The sequence below is a fragment of the Azospirillum sp. INR13 genome (assembly GCF_015390205.1).
Taxonomy (GTDB): domain Bacteria; phylum Pseudomonadota; class Alphaproteobacteria; order Azospirillales; family Azospirillaceae; genus Azospirillum.
Map to the genome: position 1 here is coordinate 177,038 of NZ_VUOI01000006.1, position 14,458 is coordinate 191,495.

The window sequence follows — 14,458 nt, forward strand, 5'->3', positions numbered from 1 at the left end:
TCAATTTTCATACTTAATCTCCAGATCCAAAAGCCGAGAAAATTCTTCTGTTATATCGTCAGTTACGCTATCCAGATAGGCAGCATCAATAGCTCCATCATAAATGATCGACTTTACTTCTTTATCCTGGATCGCATACGCTGCAACGGAACCAGGGGCTAGGCGCACCTTCTTCCTTACAACCTCATCCAATTCATCTTTCACTTTTTCTCCGTATTCTTGCTCAATAATTCCTGCCCTCAAAAGGTTATTGATTTTCGCAAGCACGTAAGGGCTATGCGTAGTTAGGAACATTGATGTCCGCAGGTCTACATTTGATACAATTTCGGCAAAGTACTCGATCAACGTGCTTTGTGCTGATGGAAAAAGATGTGCCTCAGACTCCTCAATATAAACCAAAGAACGAGCCAACTGAGGGTTCTCCTTCAAAGATGGCCGTATCAACCCTCGTGGACGCAAGAATGTCTCCAGCGTGAGAAGAAGTGGATATAGCTCTTGCTGTCCAGACGACAGAAGAGAAACAGGGATCACCCTCTTATCAGTAGTGACTACGCACTCAACTTCCTCGTCAAAATTAAGCGTACCGCAGAAAAGCTCCTTGAAAATACGATCCCCACGAGTAGTAATTTTCCCTCTCAGCCTATTGCCTCCAAAGCGGGATACTTTTGCTGTTTCCCGAGCATTCAAATAGGCCCTCCCAAAGGCTATGGTCACCTTGTCAATTGTCTCACTTTCGATAAATGTGTTTATAGCTTTCCCGAGATTAGTAAAGAATGATCGCCCAGCAGGAATGAACAACTGCCGAGACACAAAGCCATCCCCTAAGTCATCACGAAGCTTTTGGGTTATAAATCTTCTAACAGCCACATACGCCTCGTACTCAAGCCTAGCCTGTGCACCATTATCAGCCTTTTCAATTTTCTTTAGGTCTTTAGCAAGCATATATGTCTGATGATAGATTTCAGAGACATAATTGCTCACAATAACCTCAAGGTTTTTCCGAGCATTCTCTTTTTTATTTCCCTTTGCTATAGTCAAAGAGAAATCATTTGCCTCGAATTTTATAAAAAATGCTTCCTTCCCCCAGGTTCTAGGAGGGAAGCTTTCACAAAACAGATAATCAATAAAATCTTTCCAATCTTCTATTGAATTTTCTTCAGAGGCAGGAAATATTATTTCAGCAGGAAGGTCCAAAAAAAACATGAGCAGCTTAGATATCAAGCTTTTACCGCTAGCTTGCTCTCCAATCATTACAGTTAGATTTCCCATTTCAATTTCTGCACTACGAATGCAGGAGAAATCTCTAATTGTAAGCCTAACCATTTGACCCTCAACCCATGCATTTATTTTCAGAGCACCATCAGTAGACTGGCGCGACAGCTAGATCCTACCACATGATATGGATATCCGCCTCGCCGCCCCCTGTCCAAGGAAATGCACCATATTTCGTACCGTCAACGGCGTTGCTGAAGGCCAGTCAAGCCACTTAAGTGTGGAGCCTACCATGGTAGTCTGACGACGTATAAGTTTAGCTTGCTTCATAAGAAAAATATAAACAAGACGGCTGTTCCCTAAAGAAATTTGTTTAAGGTCGGGGGCCGGCGGCGCGGTAAAATTTAGGTTTGGATGAGCTTAACTCTGGTATTCCCTGCGGTGCATGAGAAATGCCGAACCGGCGTCACGTGCCGGAATGGAGACCGGCCGACGCCAAGGAGGGCGCTATGCGGATCAAGACCCACCCCGGCGAGGTTCTGCGCGAAGAGTTCCTCGTCCCGCTCGATCTCTCGGCCCATGCGCTGGCCCTGGCTCTGCGCGTGCCGGCGACCCGCATCGGGGAAATCGTCAACGAACGGCGCGGGATCACCGCCGACACCGCCTTGCGGCTGGCGCGCTATTTCGGCACCACGCCGGAATTCTGGCTGAACCTTCAGATGGCGCACGACCTGTCCGTCACCGCCGCCGACCATGGCGAGGAGATCCAGCGCAGCATCGCCCCCCGCGCCGCCTGACCGGACCAGCGGCGTCACTCCGCATCGGACCGCTGCCGCTCCCGGCTCAGGCCCGGCAGCAGGATCGTCACGTCCGCCCGCCGCCCCAGCAGCCAGCGGGCGGCGCAGCGCCCCAGCTCCCACCCGAAGCCGCCCAGCATGGCGGCGCCGAGCAAGGCGAAGACCAGCCCCAGCGCGCCCATCACCGCTCGGCCTTTGAATGCCTAATGACGCCGCTCCTAAACTCTTAGGAAGCGTAGATCAGGCTTTTTGCTGTTGATCACATCGCAGATTGAAGCGACCATACACCCACCTCGACTAGGGAGAACGGGTGTGAGCGGATTGCACGACGATGAAGATGACGATTTCGACGATTCCATTGATGTCGATGAATCGCTCGACATCGATGATGATCCCTATTCCGAAGAAGAAACTCCGCTTTCCGAACTTGAGCCAGAGGAACTGATCAGTATCGCTGATCAAGAGAATATCAGTTCGGGACACATTGAACCGCTGAAAAAAGATCTCAGCGTTCGTAACAGTATCCAGAAGAAAATAGACGAAGCGGAACAATCATCCTCGCAACCGCTCAAAGATAATCTTGATCAGATCAACACCAAGATTGATGATAGAATTGGTGATCTGATTGGAGATATTGAGGCTCAGAGGGACGAGATTTTGAATCCGACGTACGGCGCGGACGAAATCTCCGACGATGGGCGGTGAGGACAGTAGCTGATCGTCTGCCGCTCAAATAGGAAAGAGGTTGTGCACAGCTGGAAACATGCCGTGCCCAACCTCTTTTTGGCTTTCGGCACGCATTCTCTGGCCAATGATTCGGCTTAGAGCCTGGGTCGCCATCGCTGGTGGGGAACGCACCTGGGCTTAGTTCGCCCACCTCCGCCGCATCGCCGTCCGCTACGAGCGTTGTGCCGACATGTTCATCGCCTTTCACAATATTGCCGCCAACATCGTCAGCTCGCGCTTCGTCCATAAGCGGTTCTATTTGACGCTTGTAAGTTGTCGGCAACGCGGATCGGCGTGGCGCAGCCGGATCAGGTCCGCCGTGGTCAACAGGCGCTCGTCCACCCGGTGCAGCGCGCCGCAGCGATAGACCCGATGGCCGGCGGCGCGCAGGGCCTGGACGGCACGATAGAGGGCGTCGGCCTCGCGCTGGGGCTGCACCGGCCGGTGGCGCGCGGTGCGGGGCGGATCGCCCAGATCCAGGCGGAACTGCCGGTCGGGCCGGCGGCGGGACAGGGTGCCGGGCTGGACGGGCATGGCTCAGGCCCTCCCCTCGATCAGCGGGAAGGCCGAATCGGCGGCAACTGGCGGAACGGCGACGGTGATGTCCACCGCCTCGACATGGAACAGCCGCAGCAGCTCCAGCTCGTAAGCCGCCCGAATCCGGTCGGCGACGCAGCGATTCGGCGCAGTGACGGTCAGCCTGCCATCCCCGGTTAGCCCAAGCCTGCATCCCCGGAACCACGTCGCATGCTGGACGGCGCCGATGCGGCGGGCGATTCGGGCGTGGCCGTCGCGCTCGATGTCGGCGGCGGATGGCGGCGGGCTGGTGCCGGCGCTCGCGTGTGGGCTCGCGCGCGTGGGTTCACGGGTTTTATCACAGGGTTTGGCCGACACCGGTGTCGGGCGATGAAGGCCGGTTCCGGCGGACGATCCGGGGGCGGTTGGCGGGCGTTCGGCGCTTTGGCCGACTCCGGTGTCGGCGACACCGCTGTCGGGCGATGGATCGTCGGACGGATCGGGGGCGTCGCCGGCCGGGCCGTCCTCGCGCTCCAGCCAGTCCAGGCACAGGCGCATGCGGGTGGGCTGGCCCCGGCCGCCGGCGCGGTCGCGGACGATGACGCCGGCGGCCAGCAGCGCGCTGCGCGCCCGCTCCACATCGCGGGTGGACAGGGCGCAGAGCCGCGCCACCGCCTCCACCCCGGTCCAGGTCAGCAGCAGGCCCAGCGCCTCGAACATCTGGCGGTTGACGCGCTCCAGCATCACCAGGGCGACCAGCTTGTCGCGCGGTTTCAGCGCCGGGCAGGCCAGAACGGCGCAGCGGAAGCGGCCGACGGTCTCGCGGAAGACGGCTTGCGGCTTGGCGGCAGGGGTTGCGGGGGTGGTCGAGGCAGATGGCGAGGACATGGGGGCACCTCCCCGGCGGCGCGGTGGCCGGCCGGCGGCAATACGGCTCCCTGCGGGCGCACGAGTCCGTGGCTGCAAGGAACAGCGGATTTTAATCCTGATTTCTGTTAGCCTCTGGACGCAGATCGCCGCGTTCCCGCCGTGGGCACGGCAGGGGCATGGGGCATTGGCGATGATTGCGGTCCTAGCGGGGCGGCCTCGGCGGGGCCGTCCCGTCTCAGGGCGGGGCGCGCGGATACAAGGCAAGGCTCCGGCGTTCACCGCCGCGCGGGCGCGCAACGGTGGGGACAAGACGGGGGCGGCGCGGCCACCGGCAAGGGCGGACGCTGGGCACCGGATGACGGGGGGCTTACGGGGAGAAGCCGGCGCCGGTCAGGGCGGCGCGCGTGGCGATGCCATCGGGCAAAGCTCCAGGGTTCACCGGCGCGTGGGCGCGCGGCGTCGGGGGGTGAAGACGCGCATCGCTTCCGGCCGTCTGGCGGCCGAAAGCGGCGCGGTCTTCAAAGTCGATGGGGGCGGCTGACTGGCGACCGTCGAGCGGGCGCACGGCGGGCCGCGCGCCATGGCGCAGCCGGCGCGATGGCGGGCCGTGGGGCGGGCCTCGCGGGGGAAGCCGCTGGTTTTCTGGATAGATCTGGGATCCGAAGGGGGGCTGGCTATCGGGCGGCGCCCGATCATGCGGATCCCCGCTGCGGCGATGCCGGCCGCAAGCCATGCAGGCGGTAGGTGGCGCGCTGCATCAGCGCCAGCAGCTCGGCCGCGTCGGCGTCCGGCAGATCGGCGAGGGAGTCGCGGTGGCAGAGCGTCCGCACCAGGCGGTCGACGCTGCACCATGTCACCGCGGCGGCGGCCTCGAAGGCTGGCCAAGCGGCCAGGACGGCGCGCTGCGCGTCGGTGAGGGCCGGGTCAGCGGGGGGCATGGCTGGCCCCAGGCAGGGAAAGCGACCGGAGTCGGATGGCGACTCCGGCCGCGGCCGCTCCGCCGGTACGGACAAGGAACCCGGCAGATCGGTGGCTGTGGCGGCGGCTGACCGGACTCGGGGCACTCCCGATTGACCGGGCCGGGCGGCCGGTGCCTGATTCGGCGATGGGAAACTGTCGCGCCCAAGCCGGAGCTTCGGGGTTGCGCAGTCGCTCAGTGCGAGCGATGCTTCCCGCCGAAACAACCGAGAGTGTGAGGCCTTGCCGGATCTCCCTGTTCATGTCCGCCTCTTTTTCCGCGGCTTTCCCAGGATCGGCGCGCAGAGGCCGCTGCTGGCCAGCGCGACGGGATCGGTCATGAAATCGTGGGGAATCACCGCCTCCATGGCCCGCAGGGTCGTGGCGGTGGGATTGCCTTCCTGGCGGAGCACGTCACGCACGGTGCTGGGCGGCACGGCGGCGGCTCGGCCAAATGACTCCGCGTTCCACCCCTGATGCCGGGCGAAGGCGCAGATCCGATGAATCGAGGCATCGATGTGCATGACGTGCTTCATGCCCATCAGAATTCAACGCTATACCGTGGATGTCAAGGGGGTACATCGGTGCTGCACGAGATAGATTCATCGGCACAGCGTTCTCGCGCTTTTGCACGGGGTCCGCATAATGCCGGCATGGATACGCCGCCCAAAACCGACATCGCCGCAGCACTCAATCGTGTTCTTCAGACGCACAAGGAGCGTCTGCGGTCCAAGAACCATTGGGCTGGCTTGTCGAAGCTGCCAGCCACAACGGTTCTGGACGCGTTCAATGGCGCCAACAGCACCATCGACACCTTGACCAAACTCGCGGACGGCGCCGGCCTGTCGCTGGCCGAGCTGCTGGCCTATGGCGATCCCGACTGGGAAATGCAGGTGAAGACCCGCCGGACCTTCCGCTCATGGTCTACCGAGGATTTCGATGCCCTGATCCGGGTTCTTGAGCGGCGCACCTAGCCGCTCGGCTCCGACGCATTCTCATCCAGCGGTCGATCAGCGGCAGGATCTTGTCCGCGCCCTCGCGACGGCACAGCTGCGTCACCAGCTCGACCGCGCGATCCTCGCGGGCCTTGCGATGCGATAAGTCTTCGATCTTGTCGTTCTTCGGTGTGTTCGGCACCGCCAACCCCCCATAAATCAACACTCTACCGGGGCCGGCCCCGGTAGGCGGACAGGTGTGCGGCTGGGCACGGGTGCGCGCCCCGGCTCAGCACGGCTCATCGATGCGGTTGGCAGCCGCGTGGGTGGGGAGATGGCGTCTCCCTGCCTCCGCCTTCCTGGCTGGGAAGGTGAGAGGCCGCGGCATCCTATGGCACCGCCCAGGCCAAGCAAAAGAAAAAGTTGCATCCTTTCTCGAACGGTTTCCGAAGGTTGCGCGGTGACGGCAGGCGACGAGGGCGAGCCCCACCGGGCGGCAACTAGGCAGGGCTCCAGATTGATCGCTTTACCGTGATTTTTGCCATTGACGAAATCACGGTATACCGCCCATCCTAATACAGGGTATGGCGTGAACGCCAGCACCCTTGGATGCAGGCGCTGTTGGAGTGCGACCGATGAAGGGAGCGATCAGGGCCCCGTTTGCAACGCAGGGACGGGCCGCAGAACGTGGCGATGGATCGAAGCTTCGGCGTTCTGTCCGGGAAGATGGAGCGCACGCTGCGCCACATGGCGCCGGCACTGCCCAAGGACGGCGCGACGCCGCTGGTCACCTACAATGTGGTGATCGCCAACCGTCGGACCTCGCACCGGACCTCCATGCGGCTGGACGTCACGTCCTGGCTGCTGCTCGACCACATTGCGGAGCTGGAGGGCTACGCGAACCGCGACGTGCTGATCAGCGCTGTGCATGAGCGGTTCCACGCCACCGATCTGCCGTTGACGGCGATGGTGCGGCTGTTCCTGCAAACCTACACGGCGCCGGCGGCGGTGCTGGAGTTCCTGGGCGAGGCGCGGCGGCCATATGGGCGCGGCTTCGTGGTCAGCCCGCTGAAGAACTGAAATGACCGGCGCAGGGCAACAGACCGTGATCGTCGCCGGCCTCGTCCGGTGGCATCTGGAAGAAGCCGGCCGGGCCGAGCGGGAGGCGGGGAACACCAGCCTCCCCTCCCGTCGCCTGCGCCTATTGTCCACCGCGCGCTACCACCGCGACTGCGCTGAGCTGGTGCGGGAGGAACTGCCGTGAACATGACTCTGTCGGATTTCCTCGCGGGACCGGGCGGCGATCTTGTCCGCCGTCTCGGTCTGCCCGCCGATCTCATTGCAGGCTGCTCGTGCTGGGCGATGCTCACCGCAGTGGCGATCGCCCACAACAGCCAAGCCGACGGCGGTGTGTGGCGGGCGGCAGAGCAGCTGTTCGGCGTCCTGTCCTCCGGCGAGCGGGCGGTCCTGCTGGCACTGCTGGGGGCACTCGATTTCAGCAGCCTCGCGGACCAGCTCGCCAGCAGGTCGGGAACCTGGGCCCTGATGGACGTCACCCATGGCCGGCACCGCGACGCGGTCGCGGCCTGCATCCTGCGTCGTGATTCCTGAAATGCACTTTCAACGGACTGGCCGCAGGGAGCGGCAGCAAAAGCGGGAGGCGGACCGGTGAACGCCCAGGAACGCGAATTGGTCTTTCTCCGCCGGCGGGTGGCCGATCTGGAACAGGCGATCCGCACCCTGAGAGAGACTTTCGACCGGGTGTACACTCCCCGCGGTCGGCGTTCTGCCGATCCCGATCAGGCATTCGAAAGGGCAAGTCATGCCGCGCGAGAAAATCGTAAGGCGGCGCCTGGCAAGCGGTGAAGTGAGAGAATACCGCTATCCAGAGCGCCGTTACGAACCAAGAACCGTGGGCGCCATCGTCGAGGAATACCGGCGGTCGCCCGAATACACCAAGCTCGCTCCTTCGACGAAGAAGGACTATCTGGGCGTCCTCGGCAAGTTCGAGGAGGTGCTGCATGTGCCGATCTCCGACGTCAGGAGGCGGCACATCCTCGGCATGCGTGACAGCTACGCCGATCGGCCGGGGCTGGCGAACAGCATCATCAGCATCTGGTCGATCCTGCTGAAGTTCGCTGTCGACCGGGAGTATGTGCTGGCGAACCCGGCCGCCGGCGTCGAGCGGTTGCAGCTCGGCGAATGGGAGCGGTGGCCGGACCGGGCGGTCGACTTCGCCCTCACCCACTTCAAGGAGCCTATGCGCCGCGCCGTGGTGCTGGCGCTCTACACCGGTCAGAGGTCATCCGACCTCATCAAGATGCGGTGGGATGACTATGACGGCTCTGCGATCCAGGTTACCCAAAAAAAGACCGGTACCCGGCTGTGGGTACCGTGCCACGCGGACCTAAAGGCCGAGTTGACGGAGTGGAAGAGAAACGCTACCTCCGTGACAATACTGGTTAACCCCGCTTCCGAACAGCCCTGGAACAGAATAGGATTTTCCAATGCCGTACGTTTGGCAATCAAAGCACATCCAGAGCTGAAGGGTTACGTTTTCCATGGCCTGCGGAAAGCCTCTGCCTCGCTGCTGGCGGAGGCCGGCTGTTCGGCTCTGGAGATCGCGGCCATCACCGGGCATATGTCGCTGAAAAACCTCGAAATTTACACACGTCAAGCGGACCAGCGACAAAGGGCGAACGCCGCCATCGCGAAGCTGGAAAATTACCGACGGAAAACGTAGGAAAATTGGGCAGGTAACCCGTTGGAAACATTCGTTTATTGCAGATTGAAACAAAAGTTGACTTGGGCTTCCTTCGCGTGCTGTGGCACACCACTCTCGGATTTGCCGATGGTGCAGTGCGCACTCCGGAAGATGCTTCGCCCGCAGGAGCAGTGATGTCTTAACCTTTCCCGGCTCAAGTACGGCGCTTTCATCACTCGGCTACCATCCACCGCATCCCGTCCACACCAAGGTCCGACCAGGAACACCACCATGGCCCATCGTCCGCTCGCCTGCGTGATCCTCGCCGCCGGCAAGGGCACGCGCATGAAATCCGATCTGCCCAAGGTGCTGCACCGGGTGGCCGGCCGGCCGATGGTCGGGCATGTGCTGGCCGCGGTGAAGGCGCTCGACCCTGATCATGTGGTGGTCGTGGTCGGTCCCGGCATGGACAGCGTCGCCGCCGCCGTCGCCCCCTACCCCACCGCGGTCCAGCACGAGCAGCGCGGCACCGCCGACGCCGTGCGCGCCGCCTTCGGCCTGCTGGAGGGCTTCACCGGCGACGTCATCGTCCTGTACGGCGACACGCCGCTGGTCACGCCCGACACGTTGCACGCGCTGGTACAGGCGCGCCGGCAGGCCGCCGACCCGGCGGTGGTGGTGCTGGGCATGCGGCCCGACAATCCCGGCGCCTATGGCCGCCTGATCCTGAATGCCCGCGGCGGGCTGGAGAAGATCGTCGAGTATCTCGACGCCAGCGAGGAGGAACGCGCGGTCACCCTGTGCAACGCCGGCCTGATGGCGTTCGACGGTGCGCGCATGTTCGACCTGATCGGCAGCGTCGGCAACGACAACGCCAAATCCGAATATTACCTGACCGACGTGGTCCAGATCGCGCGCCGCGCCGGCATGGCCTGCGCCGTGGTGGAGGCCGCCCCGGCCGAGGTGGTCGGCGTCAACTCCCGCGCCGAACTGGCGGAGGTCGAGAAGCTGCTGCAGCGCCGCCTGCGCAAGGCAGCGATGGACAACGGCGCCACCCTGATCGACCCCGACAGCACCTTTCTCAGCGTCGACACCAAGCTCGGCCGCGACGTGGTTGTCGGTCCCGGCTGCTTCTTCGGCGCCGGGGTGACGGTGGGCGACCGGGTGGAGATCAAGCCCTACTGCCATCTGGAGGGCGTGCGCATCGACAGTGGCGCCGTCATCGGCCCCTTCGCCCGGCTGCGCCCCGGCGCGGAAATCGGCCCGGACGCCCACATCGGCAATTTCGTCGAGGTGAAGAACGCGGTGATCGAGGCCGGGGCCAAGGCCAACCACCTGACCTATATCGGCGACGCCCGAGTCGGCGCCAAGGCCAACATCGGCGCCGGCACCATCACCTGCAACTATGACGGCTTCACCAAGAGCCGCACCGAGATCGGCGCCGGGGCCTTCATCGGCTCCAACAGCGCGCTGGTCGCCCCGGTGGTCATCGGCGACGGCGCCATCGTCGGCGCCGGCAGCGTGGTGACGATGGCGGTGGAGGCCGACGCACTGGTTGTCGCCCGTGGCAGTCAGAAGGCTTACACCGGCTGGGCGAAGCGTTTCCGCGAACGGAAGCAAAACGAGAAAGCGAAAAAGGCGTAGGATCGGTTCGGGTCTTCTCTCCGGTCGGCATCTTTTCAGGAGCATCAGGTCCATGTGCGGCATCATCGGCATCAACGGCATTCACGACGCATCCCCCCGGCTGGTGGAAGGCCTGCGCCGGCTCGAATACCGCGGCTATGACAGCGCGGGCGTCGCCACCCTGGTGAACGGCCACATCGAGCGCCGCCGCGCCGAGGGCAAGCTGGTCAACCTGGACATGAAGCTGCGCGACCAGCCGCTGTCCGGCACGGTCGGTATTGGCCACACCCGCTGGGCGACCCATGGCGGCCCGACGGAGAACAACGCCCACCCGCACGCGACCAAGCGCGTCGCCGTCGTCCACAACGGCATCATCGAGAATTACCAGGAGCTGAAGGACGAGCTGACCGGCCACGGCTATGTCTTCGAAAGCGCCACCGACACCGAGGTGATCGTCCATCTCGTCACCTATTACCTGGACCAGCACGGCATGACGCCGGTCCAGGCGTCGGCCGCCGCCTTCAAGCGCTTCACCGGCGCATTTGCCCTGGTGCTGATCTTCGCCGGCGAGCATGAGCTGATGATCGGCGCCCGCCACGGAACGCCGCTGGCTGTCGGCTACGGCGACGGCGAGATGTATCTGGCGTCCGACGCCTTCGCCCTGGCGCCGCTGACCAACCGCATCTGCTATCTGGAGGACGGCGACTGGGTCGAGGTCAGCCGCACCGCCGCCATCGTCCATGACGCCGCCGACACGGTGGTGGAACGGCCGGTGAAGACCACCGCGGTGTCCGGCGCCCTGATCGGCAAGGACGGCTACCGCCACTACATGCTCAAGGAAATCTACGAGCAGCCGCAGGTCATCGGCGACACGCTGAACGCCTACATCAACCCGGAAACCGGTGAGTTCTCGCTGCCGGACTTCCCCTTCGATCTGGCCGGCGCGTCCAAACTGACCATCGTCGCTTGCGGCACCGCCTATTACGCCGGCTTCGTCGCCAAATACTGGTTCGAGACGCTGGCCCGCATCCCGGTCGAGGTCGACATCGCCTCGGAGTTCCGCTACCGCGAGGCCCCGCTGCCGCCGGGCGGCATCGCGCTGTTCATCTCGCAGTCGGGCGAGACGCTGGATACGCTTGAGGCGCTGCGTTACTGCAAGCGCCAGGGCCAGAAGATCCTGTCGATCGTGAATGCGCCGGAAAGCACCATCGCGCGCGAATCCGACGCCGTGCTCTACACCATGGCAGGGCCGGAGATCGGCGTCGCTTCGACCAAGGCCTTCACCACCCAGTTGACCACGCTGGCCTGCCTTGCCGTCACCGTCGGCCGCGCCCGCGGCGCCATCGACCAGGAGCGGATGCAGCAGATCGCCCACGCCCTGCGCGAGGTCCCGGCCCGTGCCGCCGACGTGCTGGCCCATGACGAACGGCTGAAGGAACTGGCGCAGGAGGTATCTGAGGCTCGCGACGTGCTGTATCTCGGCCGCGGCGCCATGTACCCGCTGGCCCTGGAAGGCGCGCTGAAGCTGAAGGAGATCAGCTACATCCATGCCGAAGGCTACGCCGCCGGCGAGCTGAAGCACGGCCCCATCGCGCTGATCGACGACAATGTGCCGGTGATCGTGCTGGTGCCGTCCGACGCGCTGTTCGAGAAGGTGGTGTCGAACGTGCAGGAGGTCTGCGCTCGCTCCGGCAAGGTCCTGCTGCTGGCCGACAAGAAGGGCATTGATAAGCTGAAGGACAAGGTCCGCTGGTCGGTCGAACTCCCGGCCTGCGACCCGCTGGTCGCCCCCGCTGCTGTATGCCATCCCTGTGCAGTTGCTGGCCTACCACACGGCAGTGCTGAAGGGGACGGATGTCGATCAGCCGCGTAATTTGGCGAAATCGGTGACTGTCGAGTAAAGTAAAAGACGCAGATTGTCGTTTTTAGGCGGACGAATTGTCTGCCTATGAAATGATAGAGCGATGCCCGCTCTAGAGGAAGCGTATCTTCAATCGAGGATTGGCTTCCGCGGGAGCGGGTATGTCTCGGATTCACTTGCTCAGATAGAATGAAGAGCCTCCATCTATGGCCTGAGAGACCGGGAGGTTTGGCATGGATGCCGGGGGTCGGCGCGGGCCGACGGAAGAGTTCTAACGAGAAGCGGGTCGGCTGGTCGGCTGGTCAGAGGTAGACACCATGTACAAGGTGAAAACCAGAACCACTCGGCACATGCAACAAAGCGAACCAAAACGAAAAGGGCTCAGCCGCTGAAACGGCTAAGCCCTTGAATTCATGGCGGACCCGACGAGATTCGAACTCATGACCTCTGCCTTCGGAGGGCTCCTCCCCGGCAGAGTTTCGTGATCTGTTCCCGCAGTATTCCCGGTTCATTCATGCTTCGCAAGGTTTCGGTTCGGGCGGAATAGCGGGGATGCGGGGATCTTGACGGGGATCTGATGCGTGTCGGAAGGGCGTCCGGGACTCGGGCGCCCTTCTCAATTCCGGCCCCCGCATTTCCTGCAGCCCCGCCACGCTGGACGCCGCCGCCCTCCCCCGCCATGCTCCGTCCATGCCCTGGTGGAGCGACCTCATATCCCGCCTCAGCCTGCGCGGCGTCATGGACGGCTGGGCGGCGTTGTGGACGATCGGCAGCGCCTTGATCATGGGGCACCGCCTCGACCGTCACATGGTCCGCCACCGATCCACCCTTCCCTGGTACCGTCGCGACATGGGTGCCACGGCGGGGCTGATCGTCGGCGTGATCCTGGTCCTCATCGGCTGGATCCTGTGAAGGTCTCCTTCCGGCGCTTCTCCAGCTCGCCCATCTTCCGCGTCAGGTCCTCCATCTGCCGCTCAAAGCCGGTCTCGCTCAACAGCCCGCGCTCCCGGTCGCGACTGGCGCGTCGGGCCAAGGCCTCCAGTTCCCGCTCCACCTTGCCGAACTCCCGGCCCCAGGCGGCGAAGCCCTCCTGCACATCCTGCGGCTTCACCTTGATGCCCACGGACGAGGCCACCGCCTGCGGAAGCGAGTAGGACCGGCCGGACCAATCCCGCGCCCCGGTGATGGCGTTCCCGATCCGGTCCCAGTACCAGCTGCCCGGCACCCAGGCGGCTGACGGCATCCACGACTTGTAGACATAGCCGGCCGTCTTGCCGGCCCGCTCGCCCAGCGTGTCGGTGTGCTCGTTCACGATGTCCTGCCCGGTGAAAGCGGAGCGGTTCAATGCCAACTCGGCACCGATCATCAGCGGCCCGCCCGGCTGGAGCCACCCAGGGAGCGGAATCGTCCACTGCCCCTGCCCGGTGTCGAAAACATCGCCGGCCGGTATCCACCGCCGCATGTCGAGGAACACCGGGTTGCCGTGCTGATCATGGGTGGGCAGCCGCATCATGCGCGGCACACCGGTCCAGGCCCAGCCCTGCTCGTTCTCTCGCAGTGACCGGCGCTCCTCGTCCTCATCGCCGGGCGCCAACGAATAGGCCAGGGCGTTCAGCGCGTACATCATCGTGAAGTACTTCGCCATCTTCCATGGCCGCGTCGCCAGCGTGCGGGCGATCATCGGCACAGCGCGATAAGTGTAGGCGATGAAGGGCAGGGCCGATCGGCGGGCGGCATTCACCCATGGCGCCCGGATGTCGTAATTCAGGAAGGTGTCGCGGGCATCCAGCGCCGCCTGCTGCGGGCGATTGCCCCTGGTCCCCGCCGGCGAAGGTAGAGCGCCATGCGGAACACCTCGTCCTCCATCTGGTAGGCGCGCTGCATTTTCGCATCGGCCGCCTTCACCCCCGACCACAGCCGGTCGGCCAGCTTGCCGGCGACGCCGAAGCGAGCCTGCCCTCCACCCCGCCCACCCAGCGCAGCCTGCTCGATCTCCTCCAGGATCGGCTTCAGAACCTCCTCGCGGATTTCCTGGGCCAGCAGGTCGGAGCCGAAGGCGCCCTGGTCCAGCGCCTCCCGATAGGCGGCATCCTTATACCGCAGCGACCGGACGCCCCGCACCAGATCGGTAGCCCGCACATCCGCCATGTCCATGAACATGACATTGGACATGATGTTGTTCGTGTGGACGACCGGAGACCGGTAGGTCTTGTTGGCCTTCCACTGCCGCATCACCGCATCCCAGAAACCCCGGCTT

17 protein-coding genes and 2 pseudogenes are annotated in these 14,458 nt (G+C 63.4%); 11 read left to right on the forward strand and 8 right to left on the reverse strand.

All coding sequences use genetic code 11. The features are described from left to right. Complete coding sequence (locus tag F1643_RS07670) at positions 1-1,323, reverse strand: AAA family ATPase (protein WP_194912368.1); 1,323 nt, start codon at positions 1,321-1,323, stop codon at positions 1-3. A 398-nt stretch (positions 1,324-1,721) separates the two neighbouring features. Between F1643_RS07670 and F1643_RS07675 the strand changes: the two genes are divergently transcribed. Next, positions 1,722-2,009: a HigA family addiction module antitoxin gene (locus F1643_RS07675; RefSeq protein WP_109048450.1), complete on the forward strand. Its 288-nt coding sequence runs from the start codon at positions 1,722-1,724 to the stop codon at positions 2,007-2,009. A gap of 14 nt (positions 2,010-2,023) precedes the next feature. Here F1643_RS07675 and F1643_RS07680 read toward each other — a convergent pair whose 3' ends face one another. Then, complete coding sequence (locus F1643_RS07680; RefSeq protein WP_194912369.1) at positions 2,024-2,191, reverse strand: hypothetical protein; 168 nt, start codon at positions 2,189-2,191, stop codon at positions 2,024-2,026. A gap of 130 nt (positions 2,192-2,321) precedes the next feature. Here F1643_RS07680 and F1643_RS07685 point away from each other — a divergent pair, with 130 nt between their 5' ends. Both F1643_RS07685 and F1643_RS22550 read left to right on the forward strand, forming a co-directional pair. Then, complete coding sequence (locus tag F1643_RS07685; protein WP_194912370.1) at positions 2,322-2,714, forward strand: hypothetical protein; 393 nt, start codon at positions 2,322-2,324, stop codon at positions 2,712-2,714. A 123-nt stretch (positions 2,715-2,837) separates the two neighbouring features. Continuing rightward, positions 2,838-2,991, forward strand: a pseudogene (locus F1643_RS22550) (IS5/IS1182 family transposase); the annotation flags it as partial. Here F1643_RS22550 and F1643_RS07690 read toward each other — a convergent pair. The 4 genes from F1643_RS07690 to F1643_RS07705 all read right to left on the reverse strand — a co-directional run bounded on the left by F1643_RS07690 (position 2,991) and on the right by F1643_RS07705 (position 5,620). Beyond that, positions 2,991-3,269, reverse strand: coding sequence for a hypothetical protein (locus F1643_RS07690; protein ID WP_194912371.1), 279 nt, complete (start codon positions 3,267-3,269; stop codon positions 2,991-2,993). The pseudogene F1643_RS22550 and the gene F1643_RS07690 overlap by 1 nt on opposite strands. A gap of 3 nt (positions 3,270-3,272) precedes the next feature. Continuing rightward, positions 3,273-4,139 (reverse strand): hypothetical protein, encoded by an 867-nt coding sequence (locus F1643_RS07695; protein ID WP_194912372.1) that lies wholly within the window; start codon positions 4,137-4,139, stop codon positions 3,273-3,275. Positions 4,140-4,813: 674 nt separating this feature from the next. Continuing rightward, positions 4,814-5,059 (reverse strand): hypothetical protein, encoded by a 246-nt coding sequence (locus F1643_RS07700; RefSeq protein ID WP_194912373.1) that lies wholly within the window; start codon positions 5,057-5,059, stop codon positions 4,814-4,816. 279 nt (positions 5,060-5,338) lie between these two features. Continuing rightward, positions 5,339-5,620, reverse strand: coding sequence for a hypothetical protein (locus F1643_RS07705; protein ID WP_255542515.1), 282 nt, complete (start codon positions 5,618-5,620; stop codon positions 5,339-5,341). Positions 5,621-5,731: 111 nt separating this feature from the next. On the opposite strand from F1643_RS07705, the gene F1643_RS07710 reads away from it, so the two are divergent. The 8 genes and pseudogenes from F1643_RS07710 to F1643_RS07745 all read left to right on the forward strand — a co-directional run bounded on the left by F1643_RS07710 (position 5,732) and on the right by F1643_RS07745 (position 13,113). Further along, a complete protein-coding gene (locus F1643_RS07710; RefSeq protein ID WP_194912375.1) occupies positions 5,732-6,052 on the forward strand; it encodes a hypothetical protein in 321 nt (106 codons plus the stop codon). 654 nt (positions 6,053-6,706) lie between these two features. Further along, positions 6,707-7,093: a ribbon-helix-helix domain-containing protein gene (locus tag F1643_RS07715; RefSeq protein WP_194912376.1), complete on the forward strand. Its 387-nt coding sequence runs from the start codon at positions 6,707-6,709 to the stop codon at positions 7,091-7,093. Between the two features lies 1 nt (position 7,094). Then, positions 7,095-7,277, forward strand: coding sequence for a hypothetical protein (locus F1643_RS07720; RefSeq protein WP_149224557.1), 183 nt, complete (start codon positions 7,095-7,097; stop codon positions 7,275-7,277). A 2-nt stretch (positions 7,278-7,279) separates the two neighbouring features. Continuing rightward, the gene (locus F1643_RS07725) at positions 7,280-7,624 is read left to right on the forward strand and encodes a hypothetical protein (protein ID WP_206692397.1); all 345 of its coding nucleotides are present in this window, start codon (positions 7,280-7,282) and stop codon (positions 7,622-7,624) included. A gap of 211 nt (positions 7,625-7,835) precedes the next feature. Further along, positions 7,836-8,756, forward strand: coding sequence for a tyrosine-type recombinase/integrase (locus tag F1643_RS07730; RefSeq protein WP_255542516.1), 921 nt, complete (start codon positions 7,836-7,838; stop codon positions 8,754-8,756). Between the two features lie 252 nt (positions 8,757-9,008). Then, positions 9,009-10,361 carry a bifunctional UDP-N-acetylglucosamine diphosphorylase/glucosamine-1-phosphate N-acetyltransferase GlmU gene (gene glmU, locus F1643_RS07735; RefSeq protein ID WP_194912379.1) on the forward strand — a complete coding sequence of 451 codons (1,353 nt, stop codon included), beginning with the start codon at positions 9,009-9,011 and terminating at the stop codon, positions 10,359-10,361. Between the two features lie 52 nt (positions 10,362-10,413). Then, positions 10,414-12,241: pseudogene (glmS, locus tag F1643_RS07740) on the forward strand (glutamine--fructose-6-phosphate transaminase (isomerizing)). 650 nt (positions 12,242-12,891) lie between these two features. Next, the gene (locus F1643_RS07745) at positions 12,892-13,113 is read left to right on the forward strand and encodes a hypothetical protein (protein WP_194912381.1); all 222 of its coding nucleotides are present in this window, start codon (positions 12,892-12,894) and stop codon (positions 13,111-13,113) included. On the opposite strand, the gene F1643_RS07750 is transcribed toward F1643_RS07745, so the two are convergent. After that, positions 13,094-13,942 carry a hypothetical protein gene (locus F1643_RS07750; protein ID WP_194912384.1) on the reverse strand — a complete coding sequence of 283 codons (849 nt, stop codon included), beginning with the start codon at positions 13,940-13,942 and terminating at the stop codon, positions 13,094-13,096. The genes F1643_RS07745 and F1643_RS07750 overlap by 20 nt on opposite strands. Positions 13,943-13,965: 23 nt before the next feature. Then, the coding region (locus F1643_RS07755) for a hypothetical protein (RefSeq protein ID WP_206692393.1) at positions 13,966-14,458 on the reverse strand (493 nt) is incomplete at its 5' end.

Excerpts from the sequence above, each read along its gene's own strand:
- F1643_RS07680 (WP_194912369.1), bottom strand. The coding sequence starts at position 2,191 with ATGGGCGCGCTGGGGCTGGTCTTCGCCTTGCTCGGCGCCGCCATGCTG.
- F1643_RS07715 (WP_194912376.1), top strand. The coding sequence starts at position 6,707 with ATGGATCGAAGCTTCGGCGTTCTGTCCGGGAAGATGGAGCGCACGCTG.
- F1643_RS07725 (WP_206692397.1), top strand. The coding sequence starts at position 7,280 with ATGACTCTGTCGGATTTCCTCGCGGGACCGGGCGGCGATCTTGTCCGC.
- F1643_RS07700 (WP_194912373.1), bottom strand. The coding sequence starts at position 5,059 with ATGCCCCCCGCTGACCCGGCCCTCACCGACGCGCAGCGCGCCGTCCTG.
- F1643_RS07675 (WP_109048450.1), top strand. The coding sequence starts at position 1,722 with ATGCGGATCAAGACCCACCCCGGCGAGGTTCTGCGCGAAGAGTTCCTC.
- F1643_RS07690 (WP_194912371.1), bottom strand. The coding sequence starts at position 3,269 with ATGCCCGTCCAGCCCGGCACCCTGTCCCGCCGCCGGCCCGACCGGCAG.
- glmU (WP_194912379.1), top strand. The coding sequence starts at position 9,009 with ATGGCCCATCGTCCGCTCGCCTGCGTGATCCTCGCCGCCGGCAAGGGC.
- F1643_RS07695 (WP_194912372.1), bottom strand. The coding sequence starts at position 4,139 with ATGTCCTCGCCATCTGCCTCGACCACCCCCGCAACCCCTGCCGCCAAG.
- F1643_RS07745 (WP_194912381.1), top strand. The coding sequence starts at position 12,892 with ATGCCCTGGTGGAGCGACCTCATATCCCGCCTCAGCCTGCGCGGCGTC.
- F1643_RS07730 (WP_255542516.1), top strand. The coding sequence starts at position 7,836 with ATGCCGCGCGAGAAAATCGTAAGGCGGCGCCTGGCAAGCGGTGAAGTG.
- F1643_RS07720 (WP_149224557.1), top strand. The coding sequence starts at position 7,095 with ATGACCGGCGCAGGGCAACAGACCGTGATCGTCGCCGGCCTCGTCCGG.
- F1643_RS07705 (WP_255542515.1), bottom strand. The coding sequence starts at position 5,620 with ATGGGCATGAAGCACGTCATGCACATCGATGCCTCGATTCATCGGATC.
- F1643_RS07670 (WP_194912368.1), bottom strand. The coding sequence starts at position 1,323 with ATGGTTAGGCTTACAATTAGAGATTTCTCCTGCATTCGTAGTGCAGAA.
- F1643_RS07710 (WP_194912375.1), top strand. The coding sequence starts at position 5,732 with ATGGATACGCCGCCCAAAACCGACATCGCCGCAGCACTCAATCGTGTT.